This window comes from Caballeronia sp. GACF4 (assembly GCF_023631025.1).
In the GTDB taxonomy this organism is placed as follows: Bacteria; Pseudomonadota; Gammaproteobacteria; order Burkholderiales; family Burkholderiaceae; genus Caballeronia.
Map to the genome: position 1 here is coordinate 20,362 of NZ_JALQDW010000041.1, position 19,325 is coordinate 39,686.

Annotated in this window: 17 protein-coding genes; 12 read left to right on the top strand and 5 right to left on the bottom strand. The window is 62.4% G+C overall.

Annotation, left to right across the window (positions count from 1 at the left end; all coding sequences use genetic code 11):
• Window position 1 precedes the first annotated feature (1 nt).
• On the bottom strand, window positions 2-160 hold the full coding sequence (locus NCR40_RS29585) for a hypothetical protein (protein WP_244830596.1): 159 nt from the start codon (window positions 158-160) through the stop codon (window positions 2-4).
• 257 nt (window positions 161-417) lie between these two features.
• On the opposite strand from NCR40_RS29585, the gene NCR40_RS29590 reads away from it, so the two are divergent.
• The 3 genes from NCR40_RS29590 (at window position 418) to NCR40_RS29600 (ending at window position 3,678) form a co-directional block, all read left to right on the top strand.
• Window positions 418-1,059, top strand: a complete 642-nt coding sequence (locus NCR40_RS29590) for a glutathione S-transferase family protein (RefSeq protein WP_250469697.1) — start codon at window positions 418-420, stop codon at window positions 1,057-1,059.
• Between the two features lie 177 nt (window positions 1,060-1,236).
• The gene (locus NCR40_RS29595; protein ID WP_250511612.1) at window positions 1,237-2,016 is read left to right on the top strand and encodes an SDR family NAD(P)-dependent oxidoreductase; all 780 of its coding nucleotides are present in this window, start codon (window positions 1,237-1,239) and stop codon (window positions 2,014-2,016) included.
• 126 nt (window positions 2,017-2,142) lie between these two features.
• Window positions 2,143-3,678 carry an amino acid permease gene (locus NCR40_RS29600; protein ID WP_250511613.1) on the top strand — a complete coding sequence of 512 codons (1,536 nt, stop codon included), beginning with the start codon at window positions 2,143-2,145 and terminating at the stop codon, window positions 3,676-3,678.
• A gap of 25 nt (window positions 3,679-3,703) precedes the next feature.
• Here NCR40_RS29600 and NCR40_RS29605 read toward each other — a convergent pair whose 3' ends face one another.
• Window positions 3,704-4,726, bottom strand: a complete 1,023-nt coding sequence (locus NCR40_RS29605) for a LacI family DNA-binding transcriptional regulator (RefSeq protein ID WP_250511614.1) — start codon at window positions 4,724-4,726, stop codon at window positions 3,704-3,706.
• Window positions 4,727-4,874: 148 nt separating this feature from the next.
• Here NCR40_RS29605 and NCR40_RS29610 point away from each other — a divergent pair, with 148 nt between their 5' ends.
• The 5 genes from NCR40_RS29610 (at window position 4,875) to NCR40_RS29630 (ending at window position 10,154) form a co-directional block, all read left to right on the top strand.
• The gene (locus NCR40_RS29610; protein WP_250511615.1) at window positions 4,875-5,843 is read left to right on the top strand and encodes a phytanoyl-CoA dioxygenase family protein; all 969 of its coding nucleotides are present in this window, start codon (window positions 4,875-4,877) and stop codon (window positions 5,841-5,843) included.
• 23 nt (window positions 5,844-5,866) lie between these two features.
• Window positions 5,867-6,718: a sugar phosphate isomerase/epimerase family protein gene (locus tag NCR40_RS29615; RefSeq protein WP_250469702.1), complete on the top strand. Its 852-nt coding sequence runs from the start codon at window positions 5,867-5,869 to the stop codon at window positions 6,716-6,718.
• 77 nt (window positions 6,719-6,795) lie between these two features.
• On the top strand, window positions 6,796-8,151 hold the full coding sequence (locus NCR40_RS29620; protein ID WP_255784903.1) for an MFS transporter: 1,356 nt from the start codon (window positions 6,796-6,798) through the stop codon (window positions 8,149-8,151).
• Between the two features lie 21 nt (window positions 8,152-8,172).
• Window positions 8,173-8,991, top strand: a complete 819-nt coding sequence (locus NCR40_RS29625; RefSeq protein ID WP_250469703.1) for a DeoR/GlpR family DNA-binding transcription regulator — start codon at window positions 8,173-8,175, stop codon at window positions 8,989-8,991.
• Window positions 8,988-10,154 (top strand): MFS transporter, encoded by a 1,167-nt coding sequence (locus NCR40_RS29630; RefSeq protein WP_244830580.1) that lies wholly within the window; start codon window positions 8,988-8,990, stop codon window positions 10,152-10,154. The genes NCR40_RS29625 and NCR40_RS29630 overlap by 4 nt, the downstream gene beginning before the upstream one ends.
• A 48-nt stretch (window positions 10,155-10,202) precedes the next feature.
• On the opposite strand, the gene NCR40_RS29635 is transcribed toward NCR40_RS29630, so the two are convergent.
• The 3 genes from NCR40_RS29635 to NCR40_RS29645 form a co-directional block, all read right to left on the bottom strand.
• Window positions 10,203-11,351 (bottom strand): porin, encoded by a 1,149-nt coding sequence (locus tag NCR40_RS29635; protein ID WP_250511616.1) that lies wholly within the window; start codon window positions 11,349-11,351, stop codon window positions 10,203-10,205.
• 323 nt (window positions 11,352-11,674) lie between these two features.
• On the bottom strand, window positions 11,675-13,180 hold the full coding sequence (locus NCR40_RS29640) for an argininosuccinate lyase (RefSeq protein ID WP_250511617.1): 1,506 nt from the start codon (window positions 13,178-13,180) through the stop codon (window positions 11,675-11,677).
• Between the two features lie 113 nt (window positions 13,181-13,293).
• Window positions 13,294-14,310 carry a sugar-binding transcriptional regulator gene (locus NCR40_RS29645; protein WP_250511618.1) on the bottom strand — a complete coding sequence of 339 codons (1,017 nt, stop codon included), beginning with the start codon at window positions 14,308-14,310 and terminating at the stop codon, window positions 13,294-13,296.
• 124 nt (window positions 14,311-14,434) lie between these two features.
• Here NCR40_RS29645 and NCR40_RS29650 point away from each other — a divergent pair, with 124 nt between their 5' ends.
• The 4 genes from NCR40_RS29650 (at window position 14,435) to NCR40_RS29665 (ending at window position 19,307) form a co-directional block, all read left to right on the top strand.
• A complete protein-coding gene (locus tag NCR40_RS29650; RefSeq protein ID WP_250511619.1) occupies window positions 14,435-15,937 on the top strand; it encodes an FGGY-family carbohydrate kinase in 1,503 nt (500 codons plus the stop codon).
• Between the two features lie 76 nt (window positions 15,938-16,013).
• A complete protein-coding gene (locus tag NCR40_RS29655) occupies window positions 16,014-17,036 on the top strand; it encodes a thiamine pyrophosphate-dependent dehydrogenase E1 component subunit alpha (protein WP_250511620.1) in 1,023 nt (340 codons plus the stop codon).
• Window position 17,037: 1 nt separating this feature from the next.
• Window positions 17,038-18,024 carry an alpha-ketoacid dehydrogenase subunit beta gene (locus NCR40_RS29660; protein WP_250494654.1) on the top strand — a complete coding sequence of 329 codons (987 nt, stop codon included), beginning with the start codon at window positions 17,038-17,040 and terminating at the stop codon, window positions 18,022-18,024.
• Window positions 18,021-19,307, top strand: coding sequence for an acetoin dehydrogenase dihydrolipoyllysine-residue acetyltransferase subunit (locus NCR40_RS29665; RefSeq protein WP_250511621.1), 1,287 nt, complete (start codon window positions 18,021-18,023; stop codon window positions 19,305-19,307). The genes NCR40_RS29660 and NCR40_RS29665 overlap by 4 nt, the downstream gene beginning before the upstream one ends.
• Window positions 19,308-19,325: the final 18 nt, after the last annotated feature.

The following is a 19,325-nucleotide window of genomic DNA, read 5'->3' on the forward strand; positions in this document are numbered from 1 at the left end:
CTCAGGGAGCCGGCGCGCAGTGGCTGATCTTGCAGGACGACGCGTTGGTCGAGGCGGGCGTTGCCGACTTGTCGTCGCCTCCGCAAGCGGCGAGCGTAAGCGCGATGCAAATCAGCGCGCTTGCCAGCGACGGTCTGCCGAGCGCAGTCAGGTGGGGCATGGTTGTCGTCATCAGAAAAAGAACGAGTGAGAAACTGGATGGAATTTTCCGGCCGGACATTCCATGTTCGTAAGCAGGCGCCTAATTTCTGACGGAAATGTAAAGGTAATTTTTGGCAGAAATATGAAGGTTCAAGAAAGTCGTTCGAAATTCGGTAGGCTTGATGCCTTTCGGACGGCGGGCGCCAGGCTCGCTGCTTGCGCTGCACGCCAGGTTCATCGCGCTTCGACTTCACTCGTACTCAAGGAAACTGACTCATGCTGAAAATCCATCACCTCGGGCACTCGCAATCCGAGCGTATCGTCTGGCTGTGCGAGGAACTCGATGTTCCATACGAGCTCGTCAAGTACACGCGCGATGCACGCACCATGTTGTCACCGCCCGAACTCGTCGCGTTGCATCCGCTGGGCGCGGCGCCGCTCATCGAAGTCGATGGCATGTTGCTCGCCGAGTCCGCGGCTATCGTCGAGTTCATTCTCGCGCGCCATGGCGACGGCAGATTGCAGCACGCGCCGGATCATCCCGACTTCGCGTCCTATCTCTACTGGTTTCACTTCGCGAACGGCAACCTGCAGCCGGTTATGGGACGCTCGATGATGATCGGCCGCGCCGGTTTGCCGGTGGATCATCCGGTGCAAACCGCCGTGCAGGGACGGCTCGATAAAGTGCTGGCGCTCATCGAAGATCGGCTGGGGCAGGCGGACTATCTTGCGGGCAGCGACTTCACGGCCGCCGACATCATGAGCGTATTTTCGTTGACTACCATGCGTATTTTTCAGCCGCTGGACCTTTCGCCGTATCCCAACATACGGGCTTATCTGCAGCGAATCGGCGAACGCCCGGCGTATCGGCGAGCGATGAAGAAGGGCGATCCCGACCTGACGCCGATGCTTACCTAGGGACATCGATGAAACGCCGGGCGCAGGCCGGTTCCGGCGTTGTCGTTCCTCGTTGCGCGGTCTCGCCCAAAGCCCGCTACGCCGAAAATTTGTAGTAGATCGCATTTTGGCGCAGTAACGTCGATGCACGGAGCGACCCTCTGTCGGACGCAGCTCAACGTTACCGAGGACAACGATATGGTTTCCAGAAACGACGGCCGCCTCGCCGGCAAGGTGGCGATCATCAGCGGCGGCGCGGGTGGATGCGGCGCGGCGGCATCGGAACTGTTCGCGCAACAGGGCGCGAAGGTCGCCATCATCGACCGGGACGTGGATGCCGCCATTGCGCTCGCCTCCCGGCTCAACGAAGCGGGATTCGAAGCGCTAGGTCTGGGTGCGGACGTCTCGCGTCAAGCCAATGTCCGGAAAGCCGTCGCAGCCGCGAAAGAGCAATATGGCAACGCGGACATCCTCTTCAATCACGCCGGCACGCTGATCGTCAAACCGTTCCTCGAAATAGAGGAATCGGAATGGGACTGGCTGATGGGCGTGAACGTCAAAAGCATGTTCCTCATGACGCAGGCGGTCCTGCCGCAGATGCTCGAAAAGGGCAAGGGCAGCATTGTGTGCACCTCGTCGATCTCGGCGGTCTACGCCACGCCCGGCGAAGTGCTCTACGACGCCACCAAGGGCGCATGCCACATGTTCGCCCGCGCGATAGCCGTCGAATACCGCGATCGGGGCATTCGCTGCAACGCCGTGGCGCCTGGATTCATTCGCACGCCGCACGGCATGCGCGAGCTTCGCGACCTGCAGGCAATGGGTGTCGATGCCACTGAGGCCGCCATCGCGCTTCAGCAGGGCAGGCTGTGCGAGCCGTCCGAAGTCGCTGCTGCGGCGCTGTTTCTGGCATCCGACGAAGCGAGCTTCGTCAACGGAACGCATCTCTTCGTGGATAACGGCTTCTCCGCCGTGTAAAGAATCAGGTAGCGCTTCGAAATTTGGCTACTTACCGTGCCTGTTGCGCGTCGCGCGTTAGCGTGACAGGCAATACGGACGTCGAATTCTGGTTCCTTCCCGGCAGGCATTCGTGACGGAGTGAATATGAACGCAAAGCACCAGTCTGAAGCAAGCAGCGACAGCGACGTGAGCCTGTTGCACAAGATGGGTTATGCGCAGGAGTTGTCCCGGCGCATGAACGGCTTCTCGAACTTCGCGGTCTCGTTCTCGATCATCTGCATCCTGTCGGGCGGCATCACCGCTTTCCAGCTGGCGCTTTCGGCGACGGGCGGCGCGTCCGTCGGGCTCGGGTGGCCGCTTGGCGCGTTGTTCGCGTTGATCGTCGCGGTGTCGATGGCGCAGATCGCGTCCGCGTTTCCCACAGCGGGCGGGCTGTATCACTGGGGCTCGATCCTCGGCGGCAAGCAGTTGGGATGGCTCACGGCATGGCTCAACCTGATTGGTCTGATCTTCGTCATCAGCGCGATCAACTTCGGCACCTACGATCCGTTCTTCAAGACGCTGATCGCGCCGATGTTCGGCGTTGCGCCCGAAAGCCTGACGTGGTGGCACCAGACCGCGTTCCTCGCGATCATCACGTTGTCGCAGGCGCTGCTCAATGCACGCGGGATCAAGATCGCCAGCAAGATCACCGATCTCTCGGGCTATCTCATCTTCGTCGTCACCATCGTTCTGGTCGTGGCGCTGCTCTATTACTCGTCCGTGCCGCTCGATCTGCATCGGCTCGTCACGTTCACCAACTTCACGGGCGTCGATGGCGGCGCGTGGCCGAAGCAATCGACGCCGCTCGCGTTTCTCGCGGGCCTGCTGCTCGTGACGTACACCATCACCGGCTTCGACGCTTCCGCGCACACGTCCGAGGAAACGCACGATGCCGCGCGCAACGTGCCGAAAGGGATCATCGGCTCGGTGTTCTGGTCGGCGGTCTTTGGCTACGTCATGGTCTGCACCTTCGTGCTCGTCATGCCGGATCTCACGGCGGGCATGAAACAGGGCACCGGTTTCTTCGAAGCCATTCTCGCGCCGATTCCGACGACGTTGCGCGTGTGTCTCGAACTCGCGATGTTCTTCATCAACTATGTCTGCGGGCTTGCGGCCATCATGTCCACCTCGCGCATGATGTACGCGTTCGCGCGCGATGGCGGGCTGCCCGGCTCGAAGTTTTTGCGTCACGTGAGCCCGAAGCATCGCACGCCGGGCGCGGCGATCTGGACTTGCGCCATACTCGCCATTCTCATCACGCTGTATGGCGATGCCTTCTCCGTGCTCAGCGCCGGCAGCGCGGTCTTCCTGTACATTTCCTACGCGATGCCGATTGCGCTCGGCATGTTCGCCGAAGGCCATGGCTGGACCGAGAAGGGACCGTTCCAGCTCGGCCTCTGGTCCAAGCCGCTCGCGTTGCTGGCGACGGTTGGCGCGTGCGTGCTCGCGTATGTCGGCATTCAGCCGCCGAACGAAAAAGTGCTGTACGTGCTCGTTGGATTCGTGATCGCGTTGCTCGTCATCTGGTACGGCTTCGGGGTGCGCAAGACCTTTGCCGGTCCGCCGTCGATGAAGTCGGATGCGGATATGGCGCGCATCGGCAAGCTCGAAGCCGAGGTCGATCAGGCAGTGCGATAGTGCTGCATGCCCGTCATGTCCCGCTTCATGCGCTGCCTCGCTCGACAATGGTAAAGCCCAGGTCGATACGCGGATTCGCGGGGCGCTTGCCTTCGAGATAATCGAGCAGCATGTCGCCCGCCAGTTTGCCGATTTCAAGCGATGGAACGCGGATCGTCGTGATGCCCGGATGCGTCGCCGCCGCGATGGGCAAGTCCACGAAGCCCATGATGCCGACGTCTTCCGGCACGCGTATGCCGCGCCGCTGACACTCGAACAGCACGCCAGCGGCGAGCATGTCGCTGGAACAGAACACGGCGTCGAGGTCCGAGCAGCGTTCGAGCAGCCTGTCGAAGATCTCGGGCGCGTCGTTGATGCCCATTGGCCGGTCGAGCGTGATGGCCTCGATCTTGTGAAGCCCCGACTGTTTCGCGCCCGCCCGAAAGCCTTGCAAGCGGCCGGTCGAACGGACATCCATGCTGCCGAGAAAACCGAGATTGCGTCGTCCCTTGCTTGCGAGATAGCGCGCCACCGCAGCACCGGCATCGCGATGCGAGAAACCGATACGCATGTCGATCTGATCGTTGGACGTGTCCCATGCCTCGATCACCGGAACGCCGCAACGGCGAATGCGCTTGTCCACTTCCGCCGGCGTCGATGTGCGTATGAGCATGATGCCGTCGACGCGGCGCCCGACGAAGGCATCGATGAGCCGCATTTCCTCGGCTGCGTCGTAACGGCATTGACCGAGCAGCAACTGATAGCCCTTGTCGGCCAGCGCTTGCGACAGCCCGCTGATGGTGTCCGAAAAGAACGCGTTCTCGATAGTCGGAATGACCGCGCCGATGATCTTCGACCGGTTCGACGCCAGGCTTCCTGCATTCAGGTTCTGCACGTAACCGAGTCTTTCGATGGCGGCCTGCACCGCCGCCAACGATTCGGGCGATACGAGCTCGGGCTGATTCAACGCGCGCGAAACGGTCATGCGCCCGACCTTCGCCTCGCGAGCGACGTCTTCCATGGTGGGCCGGGGCAAGGTGGGTTCGGACGCGGTGGCGCTTGTTTTCATAGTGCTTCGTTTCGTTTCGTTGGTGATCTGTGTTTCGTGCGCAAAGGGTCGATCAGGGAAGACCGCTGCTTGACACTCCGACGGTTCCACTTTACCTTGAATGGGAGCGCGCACATAGCTGGGTGCGAACCGAGCATGATGCAGTGCAATGACGTTGCCAAAGCGCCGCGTCGGCGCCAACGAATGGGAGCGCTCCCAAAAGGCAGGTCCGTTCTTTCAGGAGATGAAAGTGCTTACGAACGAGCAAGTAGAGCAGTACGCCAAGGAAGGATACGTAGTCGTCACCGACGTTTTCAGCGATGACCTCGTGGAGCGCATGCGCCGCGTCACGGATGAACTCGTCGAGCAGTCTCGCGCGCTCACGGCATCGAACGATGTATTCGATCTCGCACCCTCGCATACCGCGCAAAAGCCGCGCGTGCGGCGCATCAAGGACCCGATCAAGGTCGATCCGGTGTTCATGGAAGCGCTCAAGCATCCCAAGCTGATCGCCGCGCTAACGAGTCTTCTAGGGCCGAATCTGCGCGTGCGCAACACCAAGCTGAACCTGAAGGAAGCGCATGTCGGCGACCCGGTTGAATGGCATCAGGACTGGGCGTTTTACCCGCACACGAATCAGGACGTGCTCGCTGTCGGCGTGATGCTCGACGATTGCGAACTGGAAAACGGCCCGCTGCTGATCATTCCGGATAGCCACCAGAGCGAGATTCATAGTCATCACACGGACGGCTATTTTTGCGGCGCGATGGACCCGACGACATCCAATGTCGACTTCAGCAAGGCGGTGCCGTGCACGGGCAAGGCGGGATCGTTCTCGATTCATCATGCGCGCGCCATTCACGGTTCCGCGGAAAACACGTCGAACCGGCCGCGCCGCTTGTTGCTGTATGAGATTGCCGCCGTCGATGCCTGGCCGCTTATCGGTGGTCCCACGCAGGACAAGAGTCTCGCGGAGTTCAACGAGCGGATCATCGCTGGCGAGCCGACTATCGTGCCGCGCATGGAGAACGTTCCGGTCATCCTGCCGCTGCCGCCCGCGCCGAAGCAAGGCTCGATCTACGAGAACCAGACATCGCTCAAGAATCGCTTTTTCGCCACGACAGCAGAGGCGATGTAGCGCGGCGTCGGAAAGGAAACCCCATGCAGCAACTCAAGGTGTATCAGTCGCTATGGGCCATGGAACGACGCCGCCCGGACGGACATGAGTGGCCGCTCGACGAGCAGTTGCGCATGATCCGCGATGCCGGCTTCGACGGCGTGGGCGTGCGCTTCTTCGATTACGCGTATGCGAGCCGCGTCACGCACACGCTGAAGGAATACGGCATGACGTGGCAGGCGCAGTGTTATCCGCAAACCGTGGATGACCTGAAGCCGATCATCGAGCACGTGCAGGCGCTCGGTGCCGATCACATCAATCTTCAGCCGGACGTGCGGCCGTACTCGATCGAGGAGTGCATTCCGCTTATCGAAGGGTGGCGCCGGCTTGCGCACGATGCGGGCATCGCGGTTCATATCGAAACGCATCGCGACCGCATGACGACGGATTTGCTATTCACGCTGCGTCTGCTCGATTGCTTTCCTGACCTGCGTCTGACCGGCGACATCTCGCATTACCTCGTAGGCCGGGAGTTCGCGTGGCCGGTATCGGATGACAACCATCGGCTCATGCATCGCATTCTGGACAACTGCTGGGGCTTTCATGGACGCGTGGCAAGCCGCGAGCAGATACAGGTGCAGATCAGCTTTGCGCATCACAAGGAATGGCTCGATCTATTCCTCGGCTGGTGGGAATACGGTTTTCGCAGCTGGCGAAAGCGTGCTGGAAGCGATGCCGTGCTCACGTTTCTCTGCGAACTCGGCCCGAAGGAATACGCGATGACCGATAGAAATGGCTATGAGTTATCGGATCGTTGGGAAGAAGCGCAATTGCTCAAGGGCCTGGTCGCGGACATGTGGACACGGCTCGAAAGAGAGGAAGCAACGCCGGTATAAGCAAAAGTTTGAACGAAGGAAAGCGATGAAGTGCGTCATGCCCGAACGCATCGAGGACAGCAGAGAAGCCCGCCCCAATCACAAGCAGCCGAAGAAGTCTCGAAGACACGAGACGAAGGAGACAAGCGATGAAGGATGCAGCCCTCGAGAGAGCCGAGTCATCGGGTTCAGCTCGCTGGATCAGGATCACGCTCGTGATCTTTCTCATGTACACCATTTCTTATTTCGACCGGACCAACATCGGCCTCGCGCTGCCGTTGATCCGGCGCGATCTCGGCATGGATGCGACCCACGCCGGACTTGTCGGCGGCATCTTTTTCTGGGGCTACGTCATCACTTTTCTGGCGGGCGGATGGCTCGTATCGCGCTTCGGCGCACGCAAGGTCGTGCTCGTGTGTCTCATCTGCTGGGGCGCGGCGGCGATGGCCACCGGGCTCGTGCGCACGATGAACGAGTTGATGGCGGTGCGGCTCGTGCTCGGTGTGGCGGAAGGGCCGGTGTGGGCATCCGCTTCGAGTCTCACGGCGTCGTGGTTCACGCGCCGCGAACGGGGCAAGGCTTTCGGCTTCTGGACTGTCAGTTCGCCGCTCGGCGCGCTGCTTGCCGGACCGATCTCGGGCTTTCTGCTCGCGCATCACGACTGGCGCGCGATGATGATCATCGAAGGCTTGCCCGCGTGGATTTGGGCAGTGGTCTGGTGGTCGAGCATTCCGAAGAACATCACGGCCGCCAAGTGGCTCACCAACGAGCAAAAGGCCGGACTTTCGCGCGTGCTCGCCGACGAGCAGGCCGAATTTGTGGATGTCTCATCGCAATCGGGCATCCGTCGTGTCCTGGGGCTGAAGGCGACGTGGTTCCTCGGATTCGGCTTCGCGATGATCAACCTCGTGGTCTATGGCTTCATGCTGTGGCTGCCGAGTTCGATTGCCGCGGCGGCGCCGAACCTGGGGTCGGTGGAAGTCGGCTTGCTTTCGGCGTGCCCGTGGGCGGCGTGCATCGTCGGCATTCTGGTGGCGACGCGCAGTTCGGATGCGCGTCAGGAGCGGCGGCTGCATGCGGGCGTGCCGATCATCCTTGCGAGTGTGTTGTTGCTCGCGGCTGCCAACGTGCCGGCGACATCGCTCGTGTTGAGAATGTCGTTGTTCACCGCCATGGGCTTCTTCCTCGAAATGTTCCTTCCGCTCATCTTCACGTACGTGACCGAGCTTTTGTCGGCCGCCGATGCGATCGTCGCGACTGCCGTCATCGGTGCGTTCGGCAATCTCGTCGGGGGTTTCGTCGGGCCTACGCTCGTCGGAATGCTCGCGGGGAAGGGCAGTGACTTTCAGTATCCGTTCTCGGTCCTGGCGTGTTTCGGGGCGCTCGGCGGCGTGCTGATACTCTGCGCGCGGCCGCATCGAGAGGTTGCTGCGGAGGTGCTTGCTACAAGATAAAGAGTTGGGTGATGCACGTTCATGCACGTTTACATTCTTGTTCGTGCACGTTATGCTGCGCGCATGAACCCCGATCTCCCACTCGCCCGTCGCGACGAACTGGCCAGCCGTCTATCTTCCGGCCAGTCGCTCGTCGCCGCTAATCTCGCCGTCGAATTCGCCGTATCGGAAGACGCCATCCGCCGCGATCTTCGGGCGCTGGCGTCCGAAGGCAAATGCCGTCGCGTCTACGGCGGCGCGCTGCCGGTTTTGCCGGCTGCGCTTCCCATGGCGGCGCGCATCGACATGGACGCCGACCGCAAGCGCATCCTCGCGCAAACGGCCGCGTCCCTCATTCAGCCGGGCCAGTTCCTGTTCCTCGACAGCGGCAGCACCAACCTCGCGCTTGCGAACATCCTGCCTGCGGAATTCGAGCTCACGGTGGTCACGAACTCCGTCGATATCGCTGCTGCGGTGTTGCGACGAACGGACCTGCAACTCGTCATGACCGGCGGCTTGGTCGATCAACACGTAGGCGGCAGCGTCGATCCCACTTCGGTGGAGTTCGTCAGGCGCATGAGCTTCGATATGTGCTTCATCGGCGCGTGCGCGGTATCGACGTCACGCGGCATCGGCGCATTCGGCTTGAGCGACGCTGCGTTCAAACGCGCGGTCGTCGCTGCAAGCGCGCAGAAGGTCGTGCTCGCCACGACCGCGAAACTTCATGCGCGCGCGCCTTATAGCGTGGCGAACATGAAGGAAATCGACTTCCTTATCATTGAGGAAGATGCACCGGGTGATGTGCTCGCGGCGCTGTCGAAGTCCGGCCCAACGGTGATGACTGCGGTGGAAAAATCATGAGCGAGGCCAATCTGGGAGTATCGTCCAATCGCTCTGGAACGCGTCTTGCCACACGTCTTGCGTTTCTCGTGGCCGGCTTCAGCATTGCGTCGTGGGCGCCTCTCGTGCCGTTCACGAAGAGCAGGCTCGGTGTCGACGACACCACACTCGGCCTGCTGCTTTTGTGCATCGGCTTAGGCTCGGTCCTGGCGATGCTTCTCGCGGGCATGCTCACCGCGCGCTACGGCAGCAAGCCGGTGATCGTGGCGGGAGGCGTGGGTCTCGTCCTGACCTTGCCGTTTCTCACGGTCGTCAATACGCCGGCTGAATTAGGCATAGCGCTTTTTTTGTTCGGTGCATCGCTAGGCTCGCTCGAAGTGGCAATGAACGTTCATGCCGTCGAAGTCGAACGTGACGCGGGACGGCCGCTCATGTCGGGGTTCCATGCCCTGTTCAGCGTAGGTGGGTTCGCCGGATCGAGTCTCATGACGTTCCTGCTGTCGATGCATGTCGGCACGCTGGCGGGCACCCTCCTTTGCTCGGCACTCGTGCTCGGAACGTTGGTCCTCGCAACGCCCAGACTTCTGCCTTATGCAAAGAGCGAAGGCGGGCCTATCTTTGCCGTGCCGCGCGGCATCGTGCTGTTGCTCGCCATTCTCGCTGCCATCACGTTCCTCGCCGAGGGCGCGGTGCTCGACTGGAGCGCGCTGCTCGTCTCGGACACGGGTCTCGTCGGCAAGAACGAAGCGGGGCTCGGATACGTCCTCTTTTCGATTGCAATGACAGGCGGGCGTTTATGCGGCGATGCCGTCATCAAGCGGCTCGGCGAGCGCGCGGTCATGTTCTGGGGCGGCGTGCTGACCATCGTAGGCTTCGTGCTTCTGCTCACGGTTCCCATCGCCTTCGTTGCGCTGGGCGGCTTCGTGCTAGTGGGGCTTGGAGCATCGAACACGGTGCCGATTCTTTATCGTCGAAGCGGAACGCAGCGGCTCATGCCACCCGCGCTTGCGGTAGCCGCGGTGACGATAGTGGGTTACGCCGGGATTCTGTCAGGGCCTGCGGGAATCGGCTTCATAGCGGGACAAGTGGGCCTTCCCGGCGCCTTCTGGGTCGTCGTCGTTTTGCTGTGTCTCGTGCCGTTATGCGCGCGGACCGTGACGGCCAAGCAAAGCGACGCTCGATGAAGATGCAGCCAGCTATCGTGGCTGCATCCCGACGAGCGCTCGAACCAATCAGAACCGATGCCGCAGCCCAACCGTTCCGACCACCTGGTTGGCCGTGGACGAAGCGCCGCCCGAGGTATTGATGAAGGCCACGTATTGCGCGCCGATTGCGTGCTGATACATCGCTTCGGCGTACACGTCCGTGCGCTTGGAGAACGAGTAGATGGCTTGCAGATTGACCTGGTTGTATTTCGGATCGTCGCCGAAAGTGCGGCTGTTGGCGGCGTGGCCGTCGGTATAAGTATCGGCTATACCGAGACTGATCGCGGGCGTCAGCGCATACTTCGCGTTCACTTCGTAGTTATAGAAGCTCATCGCGCCGTTCACCGAGTTGAACGATGTCGTGCCTTGATAGACGCTGCGCGTGAACACGAAGCCGATGAGCGCCGGACCGTACGCATAGTTCGCGCCGGCGCCGAGCACCCATTCGCGCGATGCACCGACCACGAAGCCGCCGGTGCCATTGGCGGTCGATTCGGCGACATCGATGGCACCGGCCGTGTTCGCGCCGTTCGAGCCATTGATCTGCAGATAGCCGACCGCGACGTTGAACGGTCCGTAGCTGTAACTGCCGCCCGCGCTGTAGGCGCGGTTCATCGAAAAGTCGGTGCTGTTGGAGAACGCGTACAGCGCGCCGAATTTGAGTCCGGCGTACGAACTGCTCATGTACTTGACCGCGTTGCTCATGCGGACCGAGTGATTGAGGTTGTCGTTATCGAACGGATGCGCGAAGCCCGTGTCGCCGAACGAGCCTGCGGTTGCGGACAGCGGCGCGACGAAATCGACGAGCGAATCGTACTGACGTCCCAGCGTCAGCGCGCCATAGTCGCTCGATGCAAGGCCCGCATATGCCTGACGGCCGAACTCGCGTCCGTTCTGGCCCAGGCGGCCGGTCTGCAGGTTGAAGCCGTTCTCGAGCACGAAGATGGCCTTCAATCCACCGCCGAGATCTTCCGAGCCACGCAGTCCCCAGCGGCTGCCGTTGATATTGCCGCTCGTGGCCTGCCAAAGCGAGCCTTGCGAGCCCCCTTTGGCGACGTTATTCGTGTACATCAGGCCGGCATCAATCAAGCCGTACAGCGTGACCGAGCTCTGCGCCCGTGCGTTAGCGCCGATCAACAGCAATGGCAGCATCCATGCGATTCGCGATTTTTTCATGCCTGCACTCCGGACGAGTTGACGGGGACTCTGTCGAGAGGTTAGCGACCGAATCGTCAAATGCAAAATAGCCGCTTGAACACATGATGAAGATGTTGCGATATCGCCGATTCGGCTCGCTGTCGAGCGCGCTGTCGTAATGACGAAATATTGGCGGACTATCGTTTTCGCGCGTATTGGGCAAACGCGGGTTCAAGCGCATTTACCGCATTCATCAGATGTTCGGATTGGCGAAGCCGTAGCAGAGCGCTCCGAAAAGAAGGATTGTCACCGGCAAATCGACAAGCCTCATCAGCGCGATACGCTCGAGCATGTGCGCAGCTTCAATGCCCAATCATCTTGCCGAAGTCATTGTCGAGCCGCGCCAGCGAACTCGCGATATGCGCGCGATTGCTCTTGATCCACTTGTCCTGCTCGGCGATACGCGCATTCGCATCTTTCAGCATGCGCGTCATTTCCGAAGGCTGCGGGCCGCCCACGGTCGCGCGATCGTTCACGATCGCCACCGGGTCCAGCGTCGAGCGGAACTCGGCTTCGCTCATCGGAAAATCGCCGGCGTAGGGCGTGCCTTCGACCGTTTGCCTGTAGATGCGCTGCGCATCGGCGTAAGGAAAGTCGAGCGGCTTGATGTCCTTCTGCCGCGCATATTCCACCACGTTCGACGCAAAATGATGGCCGACCCGGAACGGCAGTTTGTACTTGCGCATGAGGACATCGGCCACTTCCTGCGATGCCGTCCAGTCGCTATTAAGCTCTTCGAGTGCGCGGTTCGGGTCGATGACGAGCGAGTTCAGCACCTCGTCGAAGCCCTTGAGCGCTGCAATGCCGCTTTCGACCATCTCGTTGTTGGCCTTCACGTCCTTCGGATCGCTCATGCCCGGCGGCAGGTTATGCGCTTGCATCACGACGCCTTCCGCCTGCGAGATTGCCGTCGATGCGTCCGAGCGCGTGCGAATCAAAAGCCCCGGGTTACGCTTTTGCGGCATGGCGCTCGATACGTACGTATTGGCGCCGCCTTCCTGCAAGAGAATCCAAGGGCGCGATTCGGCGTATTGCGTCATCACGTCCTGAATGAAGGCGCCGGTATGCAGCGCCACGCTCGTGACGACCGCACCAGCCTCCACGGGTTCATCGACGGAAGAAATCTGCGACGCGTCGTACGCGTTGTCGACGAGCGCATTGAAGCCGAGATACTGCGCCATGCGCTCGCGATCCAGCGGCCAACTCGTACCGTTCAGCACTGTCGTTCCCATCGACGAACGGTCCACGCGCTTGTATGTCTCGCGAATTCGCTGCGCGTCGCGGTCGAGGCCGGCGGCAAAGCCTAGCAAGTAATGGCCATAGCTGTTGGGCTGCGCGGCCACGCCGTTCGTGTAGTTCGGCACGACCACGCTCTTGTATTTGTCGGCGAGGCGCACGATGGTGGCGGTCGTGGTGTTGAGCTGATCGGCGAGATTGAGCAGGTCGTCGCGCAGGATCGCGGAACGGTAAGTCGCGTGCATGTCCTGACTGGAACGTCCGGCGTGCAGTAGCGTGATGTCTTCGCCCGCTGCCTTGATCAGAAGCGGCTCGAAGGTAATGACGGTTCGCGGTCGCTTCGCGCCAGGCTGGTCGCCGTCGGCGATCACCTTGGCGACGCCAGCGGCCAGGCGCGGCGCCATCGATTTGTCGAGCAAGCCTTCGCTCGTGTTGATGACGACGGTCGCCTTGTTGATCTCGCCGAGCCAGAAGAATTCATCGTGAGGTGGAACCTGCTGCGCAAACGCCGGCAACACGGCAAACATGGCAAACACGACAGCCGCAATCGATGCGCGTCCAAGCAATCTCATGGTAGGAATTCGCGGATTGAGAAGTCGCGATTATAGGAGCGCAACCGCTTTGTCTGCTGGGCGCCCGGCCTGGACGGATTTGTTCTGCCTTCCCCGAGCGCCCAATTCACGCGTCATGCCAATCCGTCAGTCAACTGCATCGACTTCGCCAGCGCGAGCGCCGTGTCGCCGTCGATAACGAGCCCCTTGACGATGCCACTGCGCAACAACGCAATCGTCGCGCGTACTTTTTCCAGACCGCCCGTCAGAAGCACGACATTGCGACCGCGTAATTCGTCCGTGGCGATGGCGACCGTCCGTTCGCTGAGCGGATGCTTGATCTCGCGGCCGTCGATATCGAACAGCTTGCCGAGCGAATCGCAGACGGCGCCGCTTTCCTGGATATTTCGCAGCTCGTCCGCCGTCATGATGTCCTGTGTCCGCAGCACCGACGTTTCCTCGAGTTCGCCCACGCTGATGAGATAAAGATCGGCATTCTGCGCGAGATGCATTGCGTCCTGCACGATGCGCTGCTCGAAAAAGACCTTCCGGTCCGCCACCGAATTGGCGATGAACGGAACGGGCAAAAAGTGCACCTCGCCGCCGGTCCGCGCCGCGAAGAACTGCACGACTTCGAACGGGTTCGATGTCGAGTTCCGCTTGAGCGACCCGAGCAGCGAGACGAATCGCGCCTGCGGATTGCGCACGCCCGCAAGCTGCGTCGCCACTTGTTCTATCGTGCGTCCCCAGCTCACGCCCACGGTAATGGGCCCGTCCAGCAGCTTGCCCTTCAGAAAGCTCGCGCCCGCCGCGCCGACCGCGCGCCGGCTGATGGCCGCGCGAATGCGATCCGCTTTGGGATCGGCGGGCCCGTCGGCGAATCCCAAGGCTGGCGTGGCAATGCAGAAGTCGAGGCCGAAGCAACGCGCAATGGCCTGTTCGACTTCGATATCGCGCGCGGATTCGTGGTTGATCGTCACGTTGATGAGCCCGCGATCGCGCGCCTCGGACAGCAGGCGATTCACGCGGCTGCGATGCAGACCGAGCCGCGAGGCCGTCTGCTCCTGATTCAAACCACCGACGTAATACAGCCACGCAGCGCGGACGATCAGCGCGTCGTCGGACTCGTGCGCAAGGTTCAGCTCCAGCATTTAGGTGTTTCCCCTCTGTTTATGCACACCATCTTGACAAAGCCCACCCCGAAAATCAAACTCATCACAAATGTCGCGCATGACGACAAATGTGCAAAACGATGGCTGGAGACACGGAGACAGCATGAGCCACGTAATCGGCGTCGATGGTGGAACGGAAAGCATTCGTGCACGCGTGTTCGATTTGACCGGCTCCTGTCTTGGATCGGCCGCGCAGCCGTACGCCACGCAGTTTTCGGCGGGCGCGCGCGCCGAGCAGAATCCGGAAGACTGGTGGAATGCCATGGGCACGGCGGTTCGGCAGGCCGTGAAGGAAGCGGGTATCGCGCCCGCCGACATCGATGCCATGGCGCTAGCCACCACGAGTTGCAGCGTCGTCGCACTCGACGCGCAAGGCGCGGCGCTGCGTCCGGCCATCATCTGGATGGATGTACGCGCCGAAGCCGAAGCCGCCGACGTGCTCGCCACCGGCGATCCGGCGCTCGTCGTCAACGGCGCGGGCGAAGGTCCGGTATCGGCGGAATGGATGATCCCGAAAGCATTGTGGATCGCGCGTCACGAGCCCGAGTTATACGAGCGTGCGGCGACCATCTGCGAGTATCAGGACTTCATGAACTTGCGGCTCACGGGCCGGCGTTGCGCGAGCCTCGATAACGCGTCGATCCGCTGGCATTACTCGACCGAGCGCGGAGGTTACGCGAAGAGTCTGCTCGCGGCGCTGAAGCTCGATTCGCTGCTCGACAAGTGGCCCGACGCCGTTATTGCGCCAGGCGAAGTGGTCGGCACGTTGAGCGCGCGTGCCGCCGAACATTTGCAGTTGCCGCAGGGCGTCAAGGTCGTGCAAGGCGGCGCGGATGCGCTCATCGGCATGATCGGAATCGGTGTTGCGAAGCCGGGACAAGTGGCGCTCATCACCGGGTCGTCGCATCTGATGTTCGGCGTCTCCGACCGCTCGGCCGCCGCCAAGGGCCTGTGGGGCACGTATGCCGATGCCGTCTATCCCGGCCGGCACATCATCGAAGGCGGACAGACATCGACGGGCTCCATCGTCAACTGGTTGCGGCGGCTCGCGGGCGGCAATCTCGATCTCAAGGCGCTCAACGACGAAGCCCGCGAGATCGCGCCGGGCTGCGACGGTCTGCTCGCGCTAGATCATTTTCAGGGCAACCGCACACCTCATGTCGATGCGCTCTCGCGCGGCGCCTTCGTCGGACTGACGCTCGCGCACGGCATGCCGCATCTGTTTCGCGCGACCATCGAAGGCATCTGCTTCGGCTCGCGCCTGATCTTCGAGCGCATGGCGCAGGCGGGCTTTCCCGCGAGTGAAATCACCATCGGCGGTGGCGTGGTCGCGTCCGACCTGTGGCTGCAACTCCATGCCGATATCGCGGGCTTGCCGGTGAGCGTGCCCAAGGCGAGCGAAGCGCCGTCGCTCGGCGCGGCCATTCTTGCCGCGACGGGCGTCGGCCATTTCGGCTCCATCGACGAAGGTATTTCGGCCATGGTGAAACCGGGCCGCCGCATAGAACCGAGAGCAGCCGAAGCCGCCCGCTACGACGAGATTTACGAACGGTATCAGAAGCTTTATCCGGCCCTGCGCGGCTTTAGCGAGCGACCTTCCGCGTAAGCGAGGCCGGTCGAAGCCCGCACGCCGAGATACCGGTCCGCGCATTCATCGAGAACCCTCCATCAGAGTCGAAACCATGCTTTCGCAATCCAAGCCTCCATTGCTAGACCTTTATCGCACGATGCGCCGCATCAGAACCTTCGAGGAACATGTCGCCGAGCTGTATGCGCGCGAGCTGTCGGCGGGGTCGATGCTGCATCTGTCCATCGGCGAAGAGGGCGCGGCGGCGGGTGTCGTCGGCGCGTTGCAGCCGCAGGACAGCTTCACGACGCACCATCGCGGCCACGGCATCTTTCTCGCGCGCGGCGCCGAGCCCAACCGGATGATGGCGGAAATCGGCGGCAAGGCTTCCGGGTACTGCCGTGGAAAGGGCGGCTCGATGCATATCGCCGACATGGCGTTGGGTCACCTCGGCGCGAATGCGATCGTCGGCGGCGGCATCTCGCATGTGGTCGGCGCGGGCCTGAGCTACAAGCTCCTGAAGAAAGACGCGATATCGGTGGCGTTTTTCGGCGATGGCGCCATGCAGCAAGGCATTCTCTACGAGAGCATGAACATGGCGGCGCTGTGGGATCTGCCGGTGCTTTTCGTGTGCATCAACAATCAATATGGCATGGGCACGCGGATCGACAAGGCGACACGCTCCACCGCCTTCGACAAGCGCGCCGAGGCGTTCGGCCTGCGCACCGGCATGGTGGATGGCGAGGATGTCGAAGCCGTGCTCGAGGTGGCGGAAGACCTGGTCTCGGGCGCGCGCGCTGGCAAGCCCGGCTTCATGGCGATCTCGTGCTTCCGCTTCTTCGGTCATGGCCGCATGGACAAGAGTCCGTACCGCACGCCCGATGAAGAAGAAGTGGGACGCAAGCGCGACCCGATCGTCCGTGCGCGCGGCACGCTGATCGAGCGCCACGCGGTGACCGCCGCCGAGATCGACGCACTCGATGCCGAGATCAGCCGCGAGATGAGCGACGCGATCGACTTCACCGCGAACTCCGCCGCGCCCGCGCTCGACACCATGTTCGAGGATGTCTACGGCGTCGGCGAGCCGCAACCGGAATCCGTTCGCTCGCGTCTGGAACGCGTGCTGGCAAGGAGCTGATATGTCCAGTCTGACCAGAATCACTTACCGCGACGCGCTGCGCCAGGCGCTGCGCGACGCCATGCAGGCCGATGACACCGTCGTCGTGATCGGCGAGGAAGTCGGCGTGTACGGCGGCGCGTATGGCGTCACGAAAGACCTCATCAAGGAATTCGGCGCCGCGCGTTTGATCGATACGCCGATCAGCGAGCCCGCCATCGTCGGTGCGGCCGTGGGCGCGGCGATGACCGGCCTGCGACCGGTCGCGGAACTGATGTACGTGGACTTTCTCGGCATGACGATGGATCAGGTCGGCAATCAGGCCGCGAAAATCCGCTATATGTTTGGCGGACAGATCGGCGTGCCGATGGTCTTGCGCACGCAAGGCGGCACGGGCCGGTCGGCAGGCGCGCAGCATTCGCAGAGTCTCGAAGCGCTCGCCATGCACACGCCCGGCTTGCGCCTTGCCATGCCCGCCACGGCTTCCGATGCCTACCATCTGTTGCGTCACAGCCTAACCTTGCCGGACCCCGTCGTGTTCATCGAGCACAAGGCGCTCTATGCACGCAAGGAAGACGCGGACCTGACCACGCCCATCGCGCCATGGGGCAAGGCAGCGGTGCGGCGCAACGGCAAGGACGTCACGCTCGTCACCTATTCGCGCATGGTGTATGTCGCGCTCGAAGCCGCCGAGGCGCTGGCGCGCAATGGCGTCGATGTCGAAGTGATCGACTTGCGCACGCTCAATCCGCTCGATATGGAAACCGTGGTGGCGTCGGTGAATCGCACGGGGCGCGCGGTCGTCGTCACCGAGTCGGCTTCGACGTGCGGCGTCGCCTCCGAGATCGCGGCGCGCATCTCGGAGGAGTGCTTCGACTTCCTCGAGGATCCGGTGCTCAGGCTCGCGGGCGAAGACGTGCCGATCTCGGTGTCGCCCGCGCTCGAAAGCGCGAGTATTCCGACGGCGCAACTCATCGTCGACATGATCTCGAACATGGTGCCGGCATGAGCAAGTCCCTGTTGCTGCCGCGCCTGGGCGAAACGATGGAGCAGGGGCGCGTGGTCGAGTGGTTCAAGAAGCCGGGCGAGTCTTTCACGCGCGGCGAGACGCTCGTCGAAATCGAAACGGACAAGACGGTCGTGGAGATGCCCGCGCTCGCCGATGGCGTGTTGCGCAAGATCGTCGCCGAAGTGGGCGAGGACGTCGATGTCGGCGGCATGCTCGGCGAATACGACGTGATCGGCGAAGAGAGCAGCGCCGTGCCCGAGGAGGCCGCCGCCGCCGCGCCTGCCGCTGCCCCTGCGCCTGAAATGCGTTCGCAGGCAGCGAGCACCCGCCAGGACGTCACGACCGGCTTGCGCGCCACGCCTGCCGCACGACGCGTGGCGCGGCAAGGCGGTATCGCGCTCGACGACATCGCCGGAACGGGACGACGCGGGCGCATAGAACGCCACGATGTCGAAGCGCGCGTGAACGGCACGGGCTACGTCGGCGACGCAAATCAGGCGCGCGAAGTCTCGGCAGAAGGCGTGCTCTATCGCAATCTGCCGCGCGGTCGCGTGGCGTATCGCGAATGGCGCGCGCCGAACGCGAGCGGCGCCCCGCTCGTGCTGCTGCACGGTTTCTCCGGCGACGCGCAAGTATGGTCCGCGCTCGCAAGCCAGTTGCAGCGGCGTGGCAAGCACGTCATCGCACCGGACTTGCCTTCTCACGGCGCCACCGATTTCGACAGCGCCGACGTGGATGGCATGGCTGCCGCGATCGTCGCGCTGATCGAGGACTTGGGGCTCGGCGGCATCGAACTCGCCGGGCATTCGCTGGGCGCGGCGGTCGCCACGAAAGTCGCAACGGCGCTCAAGTCGAAAGTGCGGCGCCTGACCTTGATCGCGCCCGCCGGATTCGGCACGGAGATCGACGACGACTTCATCGACGGCATGGCGCACGTGCAAAAAGGCGGCGGGCTCGTGCATCTGCTGCGCCGCTCCGCGCTCAATCCGCCGCTTCTGTCCGCGCAACAACTCGATCAGATGGCGGGCGCCATCAGCAAGCGCGGCGCGCTGGCGGCGCTCGCGGGCAATCTCGTCAGCAGCGGGCGTCAGCAGATCGATATCCGCTCCGAACTGTCCGCGCTCGCCGCGCCTTCCCGCGTGATCTGGGGGCTCGACGATCAGATCATCCCATGGCAGCACGCGAGCCGCGCAGGGCCGGACATTCCCGTGCACTTCATCCCCCAGGCGGGTCACATGCCGCATTGGGATCAACCGCAGAAGGTGGCGGCGCTCTTCATATAACACGCAGTCGAATAGAAC

Excerpts from the sequence above, each read along its gene's own strand:
- NCR40_RS29585 (WP_244830596.1), bottom strand. The coding sequence starts at position 160 with ATGCCCCACCTGACTGCGCTCGGCAGACCGTCGCTGGCAAGCGCGCTG.
- NCR40_RS29590 (WP_250469697.1), top strand. The coding sequence starts at position 418 with ATGCTGAAAATCCATCACCTCGGGCACTCGCAATCCGAGCGTATCGTC.
- NCR40_RS29595 (WP_250511612.1), top strand. The coding sequence starts at position 1,237 with ATGGTTTCCAGAAACGACGGCCGCCTCGCCGGCAAGGTGGCGATCATC.
- NCR40_RS29600 (WP_250511613.1), top strand. The coding sequence starts at position 2,143 with ATGAACGCAAAGCACCAGTCTGAAGCAAGCAGCGACAGCGACGTGAGC.
- NCR40_RS29605 (WP_250511614.1), bottom strand. The coding sequence starts at position 4,726 with ATGAAAACAAGCGCCACCGCGTCCGAACCCACCTTGCCCCGGCCCACC.
- NCR40_RS29610 (WP_250511615.1), top strand. The coding sequence starts at position 4,875 with ATGACGTTGCCAAAGCGCCGCGTCGGCGCCAACGAATGGGAGCGCTCC.
- NCR40_RS29615 (WP_250469702.1), top strand. The coding sequence starts at position 5,867 with ATGCAGCAACTCAAGGTGTATCAGTCGCTATGGGCCATGGAACGACGC.
- NCR40_RS29625 (WP_250469703.1), top strand. The coding sequence starts at position 8,173 with ATGCACGTTTACATTCTTGTTCGTGCACGTTATGCTGCGCGCATGAAC.
- NCR40_RS29630 (WP_244830580.1), top strand. The coding sequence starts at position 8,988 with ATGAGCGAGGCCAATCTGGGAGTATCGTCCAATCGCTCTGGAACGCGT.
- NCR40_RS29635 (WP_250511616.1), bottom strand. The coding sequence starts at position 11,351 with ATGAAAAAATCGCGAATCGCATGGATGCTGCCATTGCTGTTGATCGGC.
- NCR40_RS29640 (WP_250511617.1), bottom strand. The coding sequence starts at position 13,180 with ATGAGATTGCTTGGACGCGCATCGATTGCGGCTGTCGTGTTTGCCATG.
- NCR40_RS29645 (WP_250511618.1), bottom strand. The coding sequence starts at position 14,310 with ATGCTGGAGCTGAACCTTGCGCACGAGTCCGACGACGCGCTGATCGTC.
- NCR40_RS29650 (WP_250511619.1), top strand. The coding sequence starts at position 14,435 with ATGAGCCACGTAATCGGCGTCGATGGTGGAACGGAAAGCATTCGTGCA.
- NCR40_RS29655 (WP_250511620.1), top strand. The coding sequence starts at position 16,014 with ATGCTTTCGCAATCCAAGCCTCCATTGCTAGACCTTTATCGCACGATG.
- NCR40_RS29660 (WP_250494654.1), top strand. The coding sequence starts at position 17,038 with ATGTCCAGTCTGACCAGAATCACTTACCGCGACGCGCTGCGCCAGGCG.
- NCR40_RS29665 (WP_250511621.1), top strand. The coding sequence starts at position 18,021 with ATGAGCAAGTCCCTGTTGCTGCCGCGCCTGGGCGAAACGATGGAGCAG.